Origin of the sequence: Pseudomonas sp. BIOMIG1BAC (genome assembly GCF_001705995.2) — a bacterium.
GTDB lineage: Bacteria > Pseudomonadota > Gammaproteobacteria > Pseudomonadales > Pseudomonadaceae > Aquipseudomonas > Aquipseudomonas sessilinigenes.
Genome location: NZ_CP049045.1, coordinates 5669704 through 5686350, shown reverse-complemented (window position 1 = coordinate 5686350; position 16647 = coordinate 5669704). Strand labels below are relative to the sequence as shown.

General features: G+C 61.7%; 12 protein-coding genes and 1 pseudogene. 7 read left to right on the top strand and 6 right to left on the bottom strand.

Annotation, left to right across the window (positions count from 1 at the left end; translation table 11 throughout):
* The first annotated feature begins 290 nt into the window (after window positions 1-290).
* Window positions 291-1998: pseudogene (locus ATY02_RS26150) on the top strand (DEAD/DEAH box helicase).
* 78 nt (window positions 1999-2076) lie between these two features.
* On the opposite strand, the gene ATY02_RS26145 reads toward ATY02_RS26150, so the two are convergent.
* A complete protein-coding gene (locus tag ATY02_RS26145) occupies window positions 2077-2844 on the bottom strand; it encodes a DODA-type extradiol aromatic ring-opening family dioxygenase (RefSeq protein ID WP_068581658.1) in 768 nt (255 codons plus the stop codon).
* A 102-nt stretch (window positions 2845-2946) separates the two neighbouring features.
* Here ATY02_RS26145 and ATY02_RS26140 point away from each other — a divergent pair, with 102 nt between their 5' ends.
* Window positions 2947-3612, top strand: coding sequence for a thiopurine S-methyltransferase (locus ATY02_RS26140; RefSeq protein ID WP_068581655.1), 666 nt, complete (start codon window positions 2947-2949; stop codon window positions 3610-3612).
* 64 nt (window positions 3613-3676) lie between these two features.
* On the opposite strand, the gene htpX is transcribed toward ATY02_RS26140, so the two are convergent.
* Window positions 3677-4564: a protease HtpX gene (gene htpX / locus ATY02_RS26135; RefSeq protein WP_068581651.1), complete on the bottom strand. Its 888-nt coding sequence runs from the start codon at window positions 4562-4564 to the stop codon at window positions 3677-3679.
* 303 nt (window positions 4565-4867) lie between these two features.
* On the bottom strand, window positions 4868-6079 hold the full coding sequence (locus ATY02_RS26130) for a pyridoxal phosphate-dependent aminotransferase (protein ID WP_068581647.1): 1212 nt from the start codon (window positions 6077-6079) through the stop codon (window positions 4868-4870).
* A gap of 223 nt (window positions 6080-6302) precedes the next feature.
* Between ATY02_RS26130 and msrB the strand changes: the two genes are divergently transcribed.
* The 3 genes from msrB to ATY02_RS26115 all read left to right on the top strand — a co-directional run bounded on the left by msrB (window position 6303) and on the right by ATY02_RS26115 (window position 7911).
* The gene (gene msrB / locus ATY02_RS26125) at window positions 6303-6695 is read left to right on the top strand and encodes a peptide-methionine (R)-S-oxide reductase MsrB (RefSeq protein WP_068581644.1); all 393 of its coding nucleotides are present in this window, start codon (window positions 6303-6305) and stop codon (window positions 6693-6695) included.
* A 272-nt stretch (window positions 6696-6967) separates the two neighbouring features.
* Complete coding sequence (locus tag ATY02_RS26120; protein ID WP_068581641.1) at window positions 6968-7453, top strand: glutathione peroxidase; 486 nt, start codon at window positions 6968-6970, stop codon at window positions 7451-7453.
* Complete coding sequence (locus tag ATY02_RS26115; RefSeq protein WP_068605668.1) at window positions 7450-7911, top strand: MarR family winged helix-turn-helix transcriptional regulator; 462 nt, start codon at window positions 7450-7452, stop codon at window positions 7909-7911. The genes ATY02_RS26120 and ATY02_RS26115 overlap by 4 nt, the downstream gene beginning before the upstream one ends.
* Here the strand turns inward: ATY02_RS26115 and ATY02_RS26110 are convergent.
* Entirely contained in the window at window positions 7895-10216 is a 2322-nt protein-coding gene (locus ATY02_RS26110) for a hybrid sensor histidine kinase/response regulator (protein ID WP_068581633.1), read from the bottom strand. The two genes, ATY02_RS26115 and ATY02_RS26110, sit on opposite strands and share 17 nt — an antisense overlap.
* 165 nt (window positions 10217-10381) lie before the next feature.
* Between ATY02_RS26110 and ATY02_RS26105 the strand changes: the two genes are divergently transcribed.
* Window positions 10382-11272: an ATP-binding protein gene (locus ATY02_RS26105; protein ID WP_068581631.1), complete on the top strand. Its 891-nt coding sequence runs from the start codon at window positions 10382-10384 to the stop codon at window positions 11270-11272.
* Entirely contained in the window at window positions 11269-11751 is a 483-nt protein-coding gene (locus tag ATY02_RS26100) for a GAF domain-containing protein (protein ID WP_068581628.1), read from the top strand. Before ATY02_RS26105 ends, ATY02_RS26100 begins: the two co-directional genes overlap by 4 nt.
* 4 nt (window positions 11752-11755) lie before the next feature.
* Here the strand turns inward: ATY02_RS26100 and ATY02_RS26095 are convergent, their stop codons facing one another.
* On the bottom strand, window positions 11756-14704 hold the full coding sequence (locus ATY02_RS26095) for an HD domain-containing phosphohydrolase (RefSeq protein ID WP_068581626.1): 2949 nt from the start codon (window positions 14702-14704) through the stop codon (window positions 11756-11758).
* Window positions 14705-14931: 227 nt separating this feature from the next.
* Complete coding sequence (locus tag ATY02_RS26090) at window positions 14932-16611, bottom strand: response regulator (protein ID WP_068581623.1); 1680 nt, start codon at window positions 16609-16611, stop codon at window positions 14932-14934.
* Window positions 16612-16647 lie beyond the last annotated feature (36 nt).

Genomic DNA, 16647 nt, shown 5'->3' with positions numbered 1-16647 from the left:
GCAAAAGTAGCGTGCCGCCCGAGTCTGCGCAAAGCCTGTGGTAATCGGGGGTTGAGCGGATTTTTCCGACAAAAAAAACTCCCTTTTTTAAGTAATTCCGGTATAGTGCGCGCCGGCCTTTAACCGGGCCCCGTTTAGGTAACGCATTTCCCCGAAGTCAGCTTCGGCTGCTTGTCCGCTTCGCGGGCTATCCTTGACGTTCATTTCTTTCAATCGTTTTCGCAAATCCCCGCCGACAAAGCTGCCAGGGTGACTCTCCGAGTCTTACACGGCATGCGCAGCTTTGGAGCATGGGTCTTTGCGGATGCACTTAGAGGCAGACCCATGACCCAGGAAATCGGCGGCTTCGCCGCTCTTGAACTTCATCCCAATATTGTCGCTGCAGTAGTCGCTACCGGCTATGAAGAGCCTTCGGCCATTCAGCAGCAGTCGATTCCGATCATCCTTGCCGGTCACGATATGATTGGCCAGGCGCAAACCGGTACCGGTAAGACCGCTGCCTTTGCCCTGCCTATCCTGAACCGCATCGATCCGTCCAAGCGCGAGCCGCAAGCTCTGATCCTGGCCCCAACCCGTGAGTTGGCGCTGCAAGTAGCAACTGCTTTCGAAACCTACGCCAAGCAAATGCCTGGCGTGACCGTTGTGGCCGTCTATGGCGGTGCGCCGATGGGCCCACAATTGAAAGCAATCCGTAATGGCGCGCAAATCGTTGTCGCCACCCCTGGCCGTCTGTGCGACCACCTGCGTCGTGACGAGAAGGTCCTGGCTACCGTGAACCACCTGGTTCTCGACGAAGCCGACGAAATGCTCAAGCTGGGCTTCATGGATGACCTGGAAGTGATCTTCAAGGCCATGCCGGAGTCCCGTCAGACCGTACTGTTCTCGGCCACTCTGCCGCAGTCGATCCGTGCGATCGCCGAGCGTCACCTGAAGGATCCGAAACACGTCAAGATCCAGAGCAAGACCCAGACCGTTACCGCGATCGAGCAGGCTCACCTGCTGGTTCACGCCGACCAGAAGACTGGCGCGGTCCTGAGCCTGCTGGAAGTCGAAGATTTCGACGCCCTGATCATGTTCGTGCGTACCAAGCAAGCCACCCTGGACCTGGCCAGTGCCCTGGAAGCCAAAGGCTACAAAGCCGCTGCGCTGAACGGCGACATCGCCCAGAACCAGCGCGAGCGCGTGATCGATTCCCTCAAGGATGGCCGCCTGGACATCGTTGTGGCTACCGACGTTGCCGCCCGTGGCCTGGACGTACCGCGCATCACCCACGTATTCAACGTGGACATGCCCTACGATCCGGAATCCTACGTGCACCGCATCGGCCGTACCGGTCGTGCCGGTCGTGAAGGCCGTGCCCTGTTGCTGGTGACCCCGCGTGAGCGTCGCATGCTGCAAGTGATCGAGCGCGTGACTGGCCAGAAGGTTGCCGAAGTTCGACTGCCCGATGCCCAAGCCGTTCTCGATGCGCGCATCAAGAAGCTGACCAACAGCCTGTCGCCGCTGGTTGCCGATGCTGAAGCGACCCATGGCGACCTGCTGGACCGCCTGACTGCCGATATCGGTTGCAGCCCGCGTGCCCTGGCTGCGGCTCTGCTGCGCAAGGCTACCAATGGTCAGGCGCTGAACCTGGCAGCGATCGAGAAAGAGCGTCCGCTGGTGCCGAACAGCGCTCCGCGTGGCGAGCGTTCCGAGCGCTATGGTGATCGTCCTGAGCGTGGCGAGCGTGAGCGTCGCGCACCGATGCCGCTGGCTGAGGGCCGTGCCCGTTGCCGTACTGCGCTGGGTGCGCGCGATGGTATTGCCGCCAAGAACCTGCTGGGGGCGATCCTCAATGAGGGTGGCCTGGCTCGTGAAGCCATCGGCCGGATCCAGGTGCGTGACAGCTTCAGCCTGGTAGAACTGCCGGAAGAAGGCCTGGATCGTTTGCTGACCAAGCTCAAGGACACCCGCGTAGCTGGCAAGCAGCTCAAGCTGCGTCGCTACCGCGAAGATTGATCGGCTCGCGAGCTGATTGATCAGGCAAAGAAATCCCCGACTGGTTCGGGGATTTTTTTTGCCTGCTGCGCCAGCTGTTCAATCGAAGCGATAGATATCCATGCCCAGCGCACCCAGGGTGAAGCCTTGATGGACCAGGCCGAACGTGTCGCCGGCGCCTCGGGCGAAGTACAGCGGTAGCAGGTGTTCATCGCTTGGGTGGCTGCGTACGGCATGGGGGGCCTGTTGTCGATAGGCGTGCAGGGCACTCTCGTCATTGGCAGCCAGGTGCTGGATCATCCAGTCGCGAAAGGCCTTGGCCCAGGGTTCGACGCTTTCCGGGCCGGCATGCCAGTCCAGTTCCCGCAGGTTGTGGGTGATGCTGCCGGAGCCGATCAACAGTACGCCCTGGGCCCTCAGGCTGGCCAAGGCGTGGCCGATGCGAGTCTGCAGGGCCGGTCCTTGCTGGCTGGGGAGCGACAGTTGCACGACCGGGATATCTGCTTGTGGATACATCAGCGATAGCGGTACCCAAGTGCCGTGATCAAAAGGGCGGTGCTCGTCCAGTTGTGCCACGAGGCCGTTGGCCCCCAGCAGCTGCACGACTTGCGCGGCCAGTTCGGGGCTTCCGGGGGCGGGATACTGCACGGCGAACAAGGCCGCCGGGAAACCGCCGAAGTCGTGCCAGGTTTCTGGATGCGGGTGGGCACTGACTCGCAAGTCGCTGCTTTCCCAGTGGGCCGATACCACCAGGATCGCCCGGGGGCGTGGTAGCTGTGCGGCCAGGCGGGCCAATGCCGGACCGCTTTCGCCGGGTTCCAGGGCCAGCATGGGGGAGCCGTGGGAAATGAACAGGCTGGGGAGCATGAAGAAGGTCCTGAGGGTTAAGATGCGCCATCTTCAATCAGGTCATCGATCTAAATCTAATATAAGTTTTAGGGCTTTTTGATCGAATTCCAAGGGTGTCTCATGCAAGCAGATTTTTGGCACAAACGCTGGGAACAGGGGCAGATCGGTTTTCATTCGACAGAGGTCAACCCCTATCTGCAGCAGTACTGGCCAGGCCTTGGCCTGGCAGCGCAGAGCCGGGTGCTGGTGCCGCTGTGCGGCAAGAGCCTGGATTTGCTCTGGCTCGCCGATCGTGGGCATCAGGTGTTGGGTATCGAGCTGTCGCAGAAGGCCGTGGAGGATTTTTTCCATGAGCATCAACTGCAACCAGAGATCCGCCAGCAAGGAGCGTTCACGGTCTATGCCCAGGGGCCGATCCAGATCTGGCGTGGCGATTTTTTCGCCCTGACCGCCCAGGACATCGCCGATTGCACGGCCTTGTACGATCGTGCGGCGATGATTGCCTTGCCCCAGGAAATGCGCCAGCGCTATAGCGCACACCTCAACGGCCTTTTGCCAGCTGGTACTCGTGGCCTGCTGATTACCATGGACTACGATCAGGCCCAGCTGGACGGGCCGCCATTCGCGGTACTGGATGATGAGGTCCGACAGCGTCTGGAGGGCAGTTGGCAACTGCAGGTGGAGACCGAACGGGACATCCTGGGTGAGAGCTGGAAGTTTCTCCAGGGCGGCGTCACCCGCCTGGTGGAGCGGGTCTATCGCCTGGAGAAGCAGCGTGAACGCTGAGCGTTCCTGAGTCCATGCAAAAGGGCGACTTGCGTCGCCCTTTTGCTGGTTGCCGTACTGCGGATCAACCGCGGCGACGCAAGGCGTCGATGCGATCTTCCAGTGGCGGGTGGCTCAGGAACATGCGAGCCAAGCCTTGCTTGATGCCACCGTTGATGCCAAAGGCATTCAGGGTGTCGGGCATGTGCACTGGCAGGCCTTGCTCCGAACGAAGGCGCTGCAGGGCGCCGATCATCGCATTGGTGCCGGCCAGGCGGGCGCCAGCTTCATCGGCACGGTACTCGCGCTGGCGTGAGAACCACATCACGATGGCACTGGCCAGGATGCCCAGGACCAGTTCGGCGACGATGGTCGCCACGTAGTAGGCAATTCCCTGGCCTTCTTCGTTCTTGAAGATCACCTTGTCGACGAAGTTGCCGATGATCCGCGCGAAGAACATCACGAAGGTGTTCACCACGCCCTGGATCAATGCCAGGGTGACCATGTCGCCATTGGCGACGTGGCCGATCTCATGGGCCAGCACGGCCTTCACTTCGTCTGGCGAGAAGCGCTCCAGCAAGCCTTGGCTCACGGCTACCAGGGCGTCGTTCTTGTTCCAGCCGGTGGCGAAGGCATTCGCTTCGTAGGCCGGAAAGATCCCGACCTCCGGCATCTTGATGCCAGCCTCGCGGGACAGTTGTTCAACGGTCTGCAGCAGCCATTGTTCATGGCGGGTGCGCGGTTGGGTGATGATCTGCGTGCTGGTGCTCATCTTCGCCATCCACTTGGAGATGAACAGCGAGAACAGCGAACCGGCGAACCCGAAGACCGCACAGAAAATCAGCAGCTGATTGAGGTTCAGATCAACCCCGTTGGCCGCCATGAACCCGTTGAAGCCGAAAAGGCTCAGGGTGATGCTGGCAATCAGCACGACCGCAAGGTTAGTGGCCAAAAACAGCAGGATTCGCATCATGGTTGTAGAAATCTCCTCAAGCTAAAGATGTTGCGTACCGCGGGGTATATAAGGCGCGACAACGCCCTATTCAATACAGCTTCTATTTCAAACTATGTCGCATGGAAAAGGAGATGACGCTGGCGTGACAGCTTCATGACCAACCCTCGCACGCAGTCATCACCTGGTTGCAATGCAGACCCTGTGACAGTGGATGCGATGGAAAGTGCAAGCTTAGTAGAGGGGGGCGGAGAAGGTCAGCGAAGATGTGTTGCTGAATTAATCGCAGTGCGATCAGCGAAGGATCGCACTGCGTTATCAGAATTATTGACGGTAGGACTTGAGGAAATTGCCGATCCGGCCAATGGCCTGTTCCAGGTCGTCGACCCGAGGCAGGGTGACTACGCGGAAGTGGTCCGGCCACGGCCAGTTGAAGGCTGTGCCCTGGACGACCAGGAGCTTTTCCGAAAGCAGCAGGTCGAGGACGAACTTCTCGTCATTGTGGATCGGGCAGACTTTCGGGTCGATCCGCGGGAAGGCATACAGTGCGCCCATGGGCTTGACGCAGCTGACCCCGGGAATGTCGTTGAGCAGTTCCCAGGTGCGGTTGCGCTGTTCCAGCAGGCGGCCAGGCGGCAGGACCAGGTCGTTGATGCTCTGGTAGCCGCCCAGGGCGGTCTGGATCGCATGCTGGCTGGGCACGTTGGCGCACAGGCGCATGTTGGCCAGCATGTCGATGCCTTCGATGTAGCTCTGGGCGTGGTGCTTGGGACCGGAGATGGCCACCCAGCCGGAGCGGAAGCCCGCCACGCGGTAGGACTTGGACAAGCCGTTGAAGGTCAGGCACAGCAGGTCCGGGGCCAGGGAGGCGGTGCAGATATGCACGGCGTCATCGTAGAGGATCTTGTCGTAGATCTCGTCGGAGAACACCACCAGGTTGTGCTGGCGCGCCAGCTCCAGCATGCCCAGCAGCACTTCCTTGGGGTACACGGCGCCGGTGGGGTTGTTCGGGTTGATGATCACCAGGGCCTTGGTGTTCGGGGTGATCTTGGCTTTGATGTCGGCGAGGTCGGGCCACCAGTTGGCCTGCTCGTCGCACAGGTAGTGCACCGGATTGCCACCGGCCAGGCTCACCGCGGCGGTCCACAGTGGATAGTCGGGGGCCGGGACCAGCACTTCGTCGCCATTGTTGAGCAGGGCCTGCATGGCCATTACGATCAGCTCGGATACGCCGTTGCCCAGGTAGATATCCTCGATGCCGATGCCTTCCACCTGCTTCTGCTGGTAGTACTGCATCACAGCCTTGCGTGCGCTGAACAGGCCCTTGGAGTCGCTGTAGCCCTGGGCGGTCGGCAGGTTGCGGATCACATCCTGGAGAATCTCGTCCGGTGCCTCGAAACCAAAGGGCGCCGGGTTGCCGATGTTCAGCTTGAGGATGCGATGGCCTTCCTCTTCCAGGCGTTTGGCGTGCTTGAGCACTGGGCCGCGAATGTCATAACAGACGTTGGCGAGCTTGTTCGATTTGCTGACCTGCATGGCGATGTGTTCCCGAAAATGAACGATCCAGGCGGAGGATGAACTACCGTACTGGGAATCCTGCCGTGTGACACCGGCTGTAGCTCGCGCCGGCTGCGGCAGAATCCGTTTGAATGGGTGTAGCGCGGCTGCCAGACTGGCGTCTGACGAGGCGCAATCATACGTGCCGCCCGATCCGTGGAAAAGATACAGATCGGGCTTTTTCCGTTGCAGAGGAAGGACCATGGAAAAGCTGGAAAAAACCCTGGAAGAATGGCGGGCCATGCTCGATCCCGAGCAGTACAACGTCTGCCGGCTCAAGGGCACCGAACGTCCGTTCTCGGGCAAGTACAACGCCACCAAGACCGATGGGGTGTACCACTGCATCTGTTGCAATGAGCCGCTGTTCGACTCCAGGGCCAAATTCGATTCCGGTTGTGGTTGGCCGAGCTTCTACGAGCCCATCGCCGATAGCGCGATGATCGAGATCCGCGACCTGAGCCACGGCATGATCCGCACCGAAGTGGTCTGTGCCAAGTGCGATGCCCACCTGGGCCACGTGTTCCCGGATGGCCCGCCGCCCACCGGCCTGCGCTACTGCATCAACTCCGTCTGCCTGGACCTGGTAGCGCGCTAGGCGAAAGGACGGCTCCATGGAGTAATGCCGATCAACTAAGGAAAGGGTGGGAGCGTGGCTTGCCCGCGATGGTCGTTAACGTTAGCGCTTATTGACTGGATAAACGCAGCGCTCTGAAGTCCATCGCGAGCAAGCTTCGCTCCTGCAGGGTTCGCCTCGCTTGACTGGCTGGTATTGGGCTCCATGGGGCCTATTTTTTCATTATTTAAATTGTGCGCAATCTAATTGAGCGCTATTTTTATCCGTTCCCAACCTTCAATGGAGTTGCTGCCATGACCGATGCGTTGCTGACCATTCCCTGCACCACCATCAAGGGTGAGCAGAAAACCCTGGCGGATTTCGCTGGCAAGGCCGTGCTGGTGGTCAATACCGCCAGCAAGTGCGGATTCACGCCCCAGTACAAGGGGCTGGAGGAACTGTGGCAGACCTACCGGGACCAGGGCCTGGTGGTTCTGGGTTTTCCGTGCAATCAGTTCGGCAAGCAGGAGCCGGGCGACGAGGATGCGATCTCCGAGTTCTGTGAGTTGAACTATGGCGTGAGCTTCCCGCTGTTCAAGAAGATCGAGGTCAATGGCGAGGGTACCCATCCATTGTTCGTCCAGTTGAAGAAGCGGGCTCCCGGGCTCCTGGGGTCCCAGGGGATCAAGTGGAATTTCACCAAGTTCCTGATCGATCGTGAGGGACGGCTGGTCAAGCGTTTCGCTCCGACCACCAAGCCCCAGGACCTGACTCGAGAGATCGAAGCCCTGCTCAAATGAACGACTCGCCCGTGGACTCACTCAAGCTCGATAGCCAACTGTGCTTCAAGTTGTATGCCGCATCCCGGGCCGTGGTGCGCGGCTACAAGCCGATGCTCGATCGCCTGGGCCTGACTTACCCGCAATACCTGGTGATGCTGGTGTTGTGGGAGTGGTATGCACAGCCTCCGCCCCTGCCGACGGTCAAGGCCCTGGGCGAGCGGCTGGCGCTGGACTCCGGCACCCTGACCCCCTTGCTCAAGCGCCTGGAACAACTGCAACTGGTGCAACGCCGGCGCTCCGGTCGTGATGAGCGCGAGGTGCACCTGAGCCTGAGCGAGGCGGGACTGGCCCTGCGCGAGCAAGTCCCGCCGCTCAAGGCGGCGCTGTTGTGCGACAGCGGAGTCGATCTGGACAATCTGGGCCAGTTGCGTGATGGCCTCGATCGCTTGCTGCAACAGATCAGAGCTTTGTCGTAGTCGGTACCCAGAGGTCCAGCAGGGCGATCAGCTCTTCACGCCGGAAGGGCTTGGCCAGGTAGTCGCTCATCCCGGCAGCACGGCAGCGCTCGCGCTCCTCGGGCATGGCGTTGGCGGTCAGGGCGATGATCGGCAGGTCCGGCCAGCGCCCGCTGCGGCGGATCTGCCGGCTGGCCTCGTAGCCGTTCATGACCGGCATGTTGCAATCCATCAGGATCAGGTCGAAGGCGCTGTGTTCCAGCTGGTTGAGCGCATCCAGGCCATGGGCGGCCACGGTGACCGAGCACCCCAGCTTGCTCAGCATGCCCTTGGCCACCAGTTGGTTCACCGGGTTGTCTTCTACCAGCAGGATGTTCGCCCGGCGGATCTGCGCCGGCATTTCCAGCTGTGCATCGTTGAGCGTGACGGGCTCGGCCTGCAGTGAGCGCCGCAAGGTCTGATACAGCGCATTGCGCGCCAGCGGCCGCGCCTGTTGTTGCAGCGGTGCCAGGGCACTGGCCTGCTCGCTGGGCAGGAAGCTGCCGTAGGCGGTCACCAGCAGGATCGGCGCATTGATGGCCGGGCGCAGGCCGAACAGGCATTCCGGGCAGTCGGTAATCAGCAGGTCGGGATGCCGCCCGGCCAGGGAGTCCTCGATATTGCACCGCTGGTAGCTCAGGCCCCAGGCCGGCAGCAGGCTGTCCAGCAGTTCCGCCAGGCCGCTGCCGGCATCGGTGATGGCAATGATCTTGCCGGACAGCATCGGCAGCGGTGTCGCCGGGGTGTGGCATGGCAGTGGCAGGTCCGCGCAGAACTGGCTGCCGAAGCCGACTTCCGAGCTGATGCTCAGGCGGCCGTTCATGGCCTCGCAGAGATTATAGGTCAGTGCCAGGCCCAGCCCGGTGCCGCCAAATTGCCGGGTAATGCCGGCACCTGCCTGGGTGTAGGGCTGGAAGATCTTGGCCTGGGCTTCCTGGGCGATACCGATGCCGGTATCGCAGATTTCGATACGTACTCCATCGCCCAGGGTACTCAGGCGCACATCGACCCGGCCGAAACGCGTGAACTTGAGGGCATTGGACAGTAAGTTGCTGACAATCTGCCGCACTCGCGTTGGGTCCCCCAGGACCAGCGCGGGGAAGTCCGGGGCAATCAGGCAAGCCAACTCGACGCTGGCCGCCGCGTTCTGCGACAGCAGGTTGGCGGTGTCCTCCACCAGGACCCCGAGATCGAAGGGAATGTGCTCGAGCTCCAGTTGCCCGGCGTCGAACTTGGACATATCGAGGATATCGTTGAGCAATTCCACCAGGACCTTGCCGGAGTCGTGGGCAATGGACAGTTGCTGGCGTTGCTCCGGGTTCAGCGGGCTGTCCAGGGACAAGGCGATCATGCCCAGCAGGCCGTTGAGTGGGGTGCGGATCTCGTGGCTCATGGTGGCCAGGAACGCAGCACGTGCCTGGGCCATGTCCAGTGCTGTGCGTCGCGCCGCTTCCAGTTCTTCGTTGGACTGGCTGAGGCGGGCATTGCTGGCCTTGAGTTCGGTGGTACGGGCCGAAACGATGTTCTCCAGCTGCCCGAGGTACTCGGTCAGGCGATTTTCGGCATTGCGCCGCTGCTGGATTTCGGTGGTCATGATCTCGAACTGCTGGTTGGCGACCTTGACCAGCACCCCGACCTCGTCGTTTTCATGGCCAGGAGGAAACTCCAGCTTGGCCTGCTGGGCACTGCGCGGGTCGCGGCTGCTGAGCTCGCGGATCACACCGACCAAGGGCTTGGTCAGCATCACGTAGAACAACCCCAGGAGAATCCCGGTGAGGATCAGGCTGCGGGCAAACCCGTTGATCAGGGTGACTTCGGCGCGGCGCAGGAAGCGGCTGCCGAAAGCGTAGGTGTCGACATCCAGGTGCAGGGAGCCCAGGGACTCCTCCGGCAGGTGGCTGAGGTACAGGCGATCCTCGAACTGGCGGTCGGCGCCGAACAGGAAGTCGCTGATGGCCCGGTAGCGGCTTTGCAGCGGTGGGCGCTCGACATTGGCCAGCAAGGTATTGTTGTTGTCGATCAACTGCGCACGGATGATTGCCGGGGAGCGCAGCAGGCCCAGGGTCAATTCCTGGGCCAGTTCGGAATCGATGTTGTAGGCGATCCGTGAGGCCGGATTGTGACTGATTTCCAGTAACGCATGGATTTCACGATTGATGGAGGCGTCTTCGCTGGCATAATCGATGCCGATTTGCAGCAGACTGAGCGCGGTCCCCAGAATGAAACCCACCACCACGGTGAGCCGAGCCTGTTTATAGGACAGGCGGTTGGTGAAATTGATATCCATGGGGAGTTGAACCACTTTCGTTTCCCTTCGCTGCGCAAGCATAGCTGATCATCTTGGGTTGCCGGCTTGGCCTGGCAGCAGCTGATAAGGCGATAGACCCCTCGATCAGGACTGCGTTTCGTCTGTGTGCCGCATCATTACCTTGAACGTGCCTGAGGAAAAGTCGTGGATGCTCGATTGATTGCATTTCTTGAACGCGCCGATGCGGTTCTGGCCCGGATCGAACCCCTGTTGCCAACCCCGCGCCAGTCTATCGACTGGAGCCAGTGCCTGGCTGCTCGCTGGCAACGCGAAGGCCGCAGCGGTTTTCTACTGCCACTGGAGGTCAGCCTGGACATGCGCCTGAGCGACCTGATCGGGGTCGACAAGCAGCGTGAACAGCTGGCGCGCAATACCCAGCAGTTCCTCGACGGCCTGCCGGCCAACCATGCCCTGCTCTGGGGCTCGCGTGGCACTGGCAAGTCCTCCCTGGTGCGGGCGCTGCTGGCCGAGCACGCCAAGAGCGGCCTGCGCCTGATCGAGATCGAGCGCGACCACCTGGCGGACCTGCCGCGAGTGGTGGAGCAACTGGTCAAGCTGCCCCAGCGTTTCGTGCTGTTTTGCGACGACCTGTCCTTCGAGTCGGGCGAGGGCGACTATCGGGTGCTCAAGAGCGTGCTCGATGGCTCCCTGGAGCAGGCCCCGGAGAACGTCCTGCTCTACGCCACCTCGAACCGCCGGCACCTTGTACCGGAAAAGGAGAGCGATAACGAGAACTGGAAGCGCGTCGATGGCGAACTGCACCCCAGCGAAGCGGTGGAAGACAAGATCGCCCTGTCGGACCGCTTCGGCCTGTGGTTGTCGTTCTACCCCTTTACCCAGGAGCACTTCCTCAATGTGGTCGAGCACTGGATCGGCGAGCTGGCAGGCAAGGCCGGCCTGAAGTGGCAGCGCGACGAGGCGCTGGACATTCTCGCGGTACGCTGGGCCACCGGCCGTGGTAACCGCAATGGCCGCTGTGCCTATCAATTTGCCCGCTACTGGGTGGGCTTGCAGTTGTTGGAGCAAAACGCATGATCGATTTACAAGGGACCGGACAGGGCCTGGACGGCTATGGGTTGCTGTGCGCCCAGTTGCAAGCGCTGCTGGCCGATGAGCGCGACTTCATCGCCAACGCGGCGCAATTCTCGGCATTCCTGTTCAGCCAGCTCGAGGACTTGAACTGGGCCGGGTTCTACCTCAATCGCAACCAGGAGCTGGTACTGGGCCCGTTCCAGGGCCAGATCGCCTGTGTGCGCATTCCTTTCGGGCGCGGTGTGTGTGGTACCGCGGCGGCCACCTTGCAAACCCAGCGAGTGGAAGATGTGCACGCGTTTGCCGGGCATATCGCTTGTGACAGCGCGTCCAACAGTGAACTGGTGGTACCGCTGGTCAAGGAGGGCCGACTGATCGGTGTGCTCGACCTGGACAGCCCGAAGCTGGCGCGCTTTGGGGCAGAAGACCAGGCAGGCATCGAGCGCCTGGCGCAGATCTTCCTGGACGCCAGCGACTGCTGAGCCTTCAGTGGCCCAGTCCGGCCTTGCTCAGCAAGGCCGCCTGGTCCACCGGGTCGATCTGCTGCGGCGTCAGGAAGCGCTCGGCGTACTGCTGGTAGATCCGCTGCTGGATGAACAGCTGGAACAGTTGCGGATCGATATGGGCATCGCGGCACATCATGGCCATGATGCCCAGCGCTTCGCTCAGGGTCTTGCCCTTCTTGTAGGGTCGGTCTGCGGCGGTCAGGGCTTCGAAGATGTCGGCGATGGCCATCATGCGGGCCGGCAGGCTCATCTGCTCGCGCTTGAGCTGTCGCGGATAACCGCTGCCGTCCATTTTCTCGTGATGGCCACCGGCGATTTCCGCCACGTTCTGCAGGTGGCTCGGGAAGGGCAGGTGCTCGAGCATGATGATGGTCTGCACGATGTGGTGATTGATCACATAGCGCTCCTCGGCGGTGAGGGTGCCCCGGGGAATGCTCAGGTTGTACAGCTCGCCACGGTTGTACTTGTGGAGCGGCATCTGCAGCTTGAAGCCCCAGGGATTGTCCGCCGCGAGGATCTCCGTGCTGTCACGTTCCAGCAGGTGGTCGGGGCGGTCGGCCAGCAGCGGTTCATCCACTGGCAGTTCGGGGGCGGGCGTGCGCTCCAGGCGCTGGCTTTCTGCCCAGGACACGCCCAGGCGGTTGTCCAGGGTCCGGCTCCAGGTCCGTTGGGCGATGCGTTGCAGTCGCTGCTGGTCGGCCTCGGCCATGAACTCGGCACCGAGGTTGCAGCGGGCGACGAAGGCGAATTCCTCGTCCAGTTGTTGCAGGCGTGCATCGCGTTCGCTGGCCTGGGGCACCTCTTCGGCACCTTGGGCCAGTGCCTTCCAGTAGTCGATCCAGACATCGCGCTTGAGCACCTCGAAGCGGGTGCGAATCTCATGGATACGATCGTTCAGGGTTTCCAGCTTGGTGGCTTTGTCCACCACGTACTCGGGGGTGGTTACCTTGCCGCAGTCGTGTAGCCAGGACGCGACATGCAAGGCCTCCCAGTCGTCCTCGCTGGGCTGGTAGGCGGCGAATCCGGGCTCCTGGCTGGCAGCGGCAGCTTCGGCCAGCATCAGCATCAGCGCCGGCACCCGCTGGCAATGGCCGCCGGTATAGGGGCTCTTGGCGTCGATGGCACCGGCCAGCAACTGGATGAAGGCGTCCAGCAGTTGCTTCTGTTTGTTCTGCAGGCGCTGGCTTTCGATACACAGTGCGGCGGTGGCTGATACCGCCTGGATGAAGGCGATGCGGTCCGGGCCGAGCTTGTCCATGTCGGCCTCGCTGCCGCTGTCTACCAGGAACAGCAGGAGCATGCCCACCGTCTCGTTGTGCCGGTTGCGCAAGCGCACGCCCACCAGGTGGGCGCTGGGGCTGTCCAGGGCCAGCAGGATACGTTGCAGGTTGCCGGCCTGCTCGAAGCCCAGGGTGGTGACCACGTTGTCGTTGTTCGCCAGTTGTTGCAGCCAGGCTGGGTTATGCGGGTCGGCCAGGTCCTGGGTGGCGATATCGAAGGGCGAGAGGTCCTGGGGTTGCCCGTCGATGATCAGGCCATGGGGTTCCAGGCGCGTGCCCTTGCTTTCACAGAGATAGATCAGCCCGGCCTGGGCCTGGGCGATCTTCACCGTCTCGAACAGCACTCGTTGCAGCAGGGGATCGAAACGGGTTTGCGAGGACAGGCTGGCGTTGATCTCGAAGAAGCTGGCCAGGGTGCTCTTCATTCGGGTCATGGATACGCTCAGTTGATCCACTTCCAGGACCGGAGAGCGGCGTGATGCCGGGTAGTGGAAGTCGAAGCTGCGGATGGCATCGGCTTCCTGCACCAGGTTACGCAACGGACGGACCAGGATGCGTGATATCAGCCAGCCCAGGGGCAGGCACAGCAACAGGGTCGTCAGGGTGATCAGCGCACCTTGCCAGCGCAAGCGGTAGGCATCGGCCAGCAACTCGTCCTCGGGTACCAGCAGGTCCAGTTGCAGGCCGCCGGGTCCGCCTTCGGCGATATGGCTGCTGGCAACTATCCAGTTGCGACCCTGGACTTGCAGATGGCCGTCCACGGTCTGGCCTTGAAACAGGGCGTTGAGCACCGGGTTCAGGTCACTGGCCTTGATCAGGCGGGCGGAGCGCTGTTCCACCAGCAATCTGTGGCTCTCGGGGTAGGCCACGACGTTGCCCAGGTCGTCCAGCAAGGCCACTTCGGTGGTGGCGGTGACGCGGTGCTTGGCCAGGGTCGAAGACAGTTGCTCCAGGGTCAGGTCGGCGGCGATCACTGCCATCTTGCCGCTGCTGCGGGCCAGGGTGGTGCCGACATTCAGCGTGGAATAGAAAACATACGGCCGGGTGGTGATCTGGTCGGCATTGCCTCGGGCATTGGCGAACCAGTCCCGGGTCCGGGGATCGTAGCGCTCGTCGGGGTGATCCAGGCGCCCGAGCAGCACCAGGTTTGCGTCATAGAACAACGATTGCGACTTGACCTGGCCAGTACTGGCGTTGCGCTCGATGCTCCATACCTCATAGGCACTGTTGGCGGGAGCCTGGCGCTTGTCCTTGATCTCACTATTGCGCAACGGCCGCACCATGAAGAAGTCACCGTTGGCGTACCCCAGGTACAGCGATGCCAGGTCGGAATTGTCCAACAGGGACTGGCTGAATGGCTGGAGCAACTCCAGCCGCTGCTCCAGGTTCGGTGCCTGGGTCGCCGACCTGGTCGCCAACAGGCTCAGCACATGGCGGATGGGTTCGTAGGTGGATCTCAGGTCGCTGCGTACGTCCTGTTCTATGCGTTGGAACAGTTTTTCGCTGCTGCCGAGAATGATGCTTGTGGTGGCCTGATAGTTGTAGATGCCCAGCACCACTCCGGTCAGGAGCAGCAACAGGGTGAACATCGCACTGATATGAATATGGAGGGGGAGACGGCGTTGTGCGGGCAATGGCGTGCTCGGCATTCCAGTTCTCTCCAAAGGCACATCAGGCATGACTCAGGAACCAAGCATAGTTAAGGCAGGCATTCCTGCTGCGATCTTGCTTGGAAGTTGATGGCGTTCACTCATTCGCAGATGAGGGCGCGGGGGAGAGGATAGTGGCTTTTTGATATTTGTCTGGCAAGAGACGTTTTTTAGTCGCGCTTGCCAGGCTTTCGGGTGGCAACGGCGGGTGTGGTGAGGCCCATGGCTTAGGGCGATTCGGCAGTCGCTTGTCGATGACGCTCAAGATGTCGATGCAGGGATTGGGTGAACCGCACCAGCTCCAGGTCCAGCTCATCCACAGCGTTGCCGATCAGTTCGGCTCCAGCGCCTCCCAGGCACGCCAGCTCGAGGGCCTCGCAACATTCATGTAACGCGTCGGCTCCGGCCATCAGTGCCGAGCCCTTGATCTTGTGGGCCAGTGGGCGCAGTTCCTGGAGATTGTCGGGGCTGATCCGGACCAGCAGGCGGCGGTCGTCATGACAGCACTGCAGCAACTCCTTGAGCAGGCGCAGGGCAAATCGCGGTTCGCCACGGGTCAGGGTGCGCAAGGCTGCCATGTTGAAACAGTCTGCCCGGGGCTGTGGATCGAGCATGGCCAGCTTATGGCTCAGCAAACCAATGCTGAGGGGCTTGAACAGGCAGTCGTGCATGCCGGTATCCAGGCAACGCTGGACTGTCTGCGGGTCGTTGCTGGCGCTATAGCCGATCAGGGTGATCGCAGGTCTCCGCTCCAGGGCTTCATCCTGGCGTATGGCCTCGGCCAGTTCATAGCCGTTCATCACGGGCATGTTGCAGTCGACGATCAGCAAGTCGAAGTCCCCGGATTTCCACTGCTGGTAGGCCTGCAACCCGTCCGCGGCACTGGTGACCCGGTGCCCGAGGTATTCCAACTGCCCACGTAGCAGCACCAGGCTCGCGGGGTGATCGTCCGCCAGCAGGATATCCAGTGGCTGGCTGGTGGAGGGCAGTACGGCTTCCTCCTTGGCCGGGACAGGCAGCGTGCGACCGGTCAGCGGTAGCCTGACGCGCGCTTCGCTACCGGGGCCGTTGCGCCCGTGCAGGGTCAGGCTGCCCCCCATCTTCTGGCACAGGTGATGGCTGATGGGCAGGCCGAGCCCGGTGCTGTCCCGGGCCGACTGACCGTCAGGCGTGGATTGGGCGAAAGGCTGCAACAGCACACGCTGGCGCTGTGATTCGGCAATGCCGATGCCTGTGTCCAGCACCTGCAGGCGCAGCCTGAAGTGCTCCGGGTGCTTGCCGGGCACCAGCTGCAGCCTGACCCGGACCTCGCCCCGATGGGTGAACTTGATGGCGTTGCTCAACAGGTTCGATAGCACCTGCTTGAAGCGCAGGGCGTCGATCAGGACCAGGGGCTCGGGGTCCGGGACCTGGTACTCAAGGTTCAGCTCCAGGTGCTTCTGGCGAGCCAAGATCAGGAAGATGCTCATCACCGAATCGACGCAATCGCGCAGGCGAGTCCAATCCGGTGCCAGTGACATTTGCCCGGATTCGATCCGGGTTACATCCAGCAGGTCGGCCAGCAACTCCCGCAGGTCCCCGGCCGCCCCAAGTGCCAGCTCGATGGAGGAGCGGTTCGGGTCCTGGGCCTGGGTGCGCTGCAGCACCAGCTCCAGCAAGCCGATGAGGGCGTTGAGCGGTGTGCGTATTTCATGACCGATGTTGCCCAGGAAGCGGCTTTTTATCCGGCTGGCCTCTTCGGCCTGTTGCTTGTCGGCTTGCAGGGCCTGGCTCGTGCGCAACGTTGCCTGCAGCAATCGGGTGCCTTGGCGAAGTTGCCGATACAACCAGGCCTGGCCCAGCAAGGCCGCCAGTAGCAACGTGGTCATTGCAATCAGTGCGGGGTGTTGCAGCAGGAAGTCGATCATTGCCGTGGTTCATCAACAGGGCAGGGTGGCAGGCAG

Bases quoted from the DNA above. Each gene is read 5' to 3' on its own strand.
- ATY02_RS26145 (WP_068581658.1), bottom strand. From the start codon at position 2,844: ATGCTCCCCAGCCTGTTCATTTCCCACGGCTCCCCCATGCTGGCCCTG.
- ATY02_RS26140 (WP_068581655.1), top strand. From the start codon at position 2,947: ATGCAAGCAGATTTTTGGCACAAACGCTGGGAACAGGGGCAGATCGGT.
- htpX (WP_068581651.1), bottom strand. From the start codon at position 4,564: ATGATGCGAATCCTGCTGTTTTTGGCCACTAACCTTGCGGTCGTGCTG.
- ATY02_RS26130 (WP_068581647.1), bottom strand. From the start codon at position 6,079: ATGCAGGTCAGCAAATCGAACAAGCTCGCCAACGTCTGTTATGACATT.
- msrB (WP_068581644.1), top strand. From the start codon at position 6,303: ATGGAAAAGCTGGAAAAAACCCTGGAAGAATGGCGGGCCATGCTCGAT.
- ATY02_RS26120 (WP_068581641.1), top strand. From the start codon at position 6,968: ATGACCGATGCGTTGCTGACCATTCCCTGCACCACCATCAAGGGTGAG.
- ATY02_RS26115 (WP_068605668.1), top strand. From the start codon at position 7,450: ATGAACGACTCGCCCGTGGACTCACTCAAGCTCGATAGCCAACTGTGC.
- ATY02_RS26110 (WP_068581633.1), bottom strand. From the start codon at position 10,216: ATGGATATCAATTTCACCAACCGCCTGTCCTATAAACAGGCTCGGCTC.
- ATY02_RS26100 (WP_068581628.1), top strand. From the start codon at position 11,269: ATGATCGATTTACAAGGGACCGGACAGGGCCTGGACGGCTATGGGTTG.
- ATY02_RS26095 (WP_068581626.1), bottom strand. From the start codon at position 14,704: ATGCCGAGCACGCCATTGCCCGCACAACGCCGTCTCCCCCTCCATATT.
- ATY02_RS26090 (WP_068581623.1), bottom strand. From the start codon at position 16,611: ATGATCGACTTCCTGCTGCAACACCCCGCACTGATTGCAATGACCACG.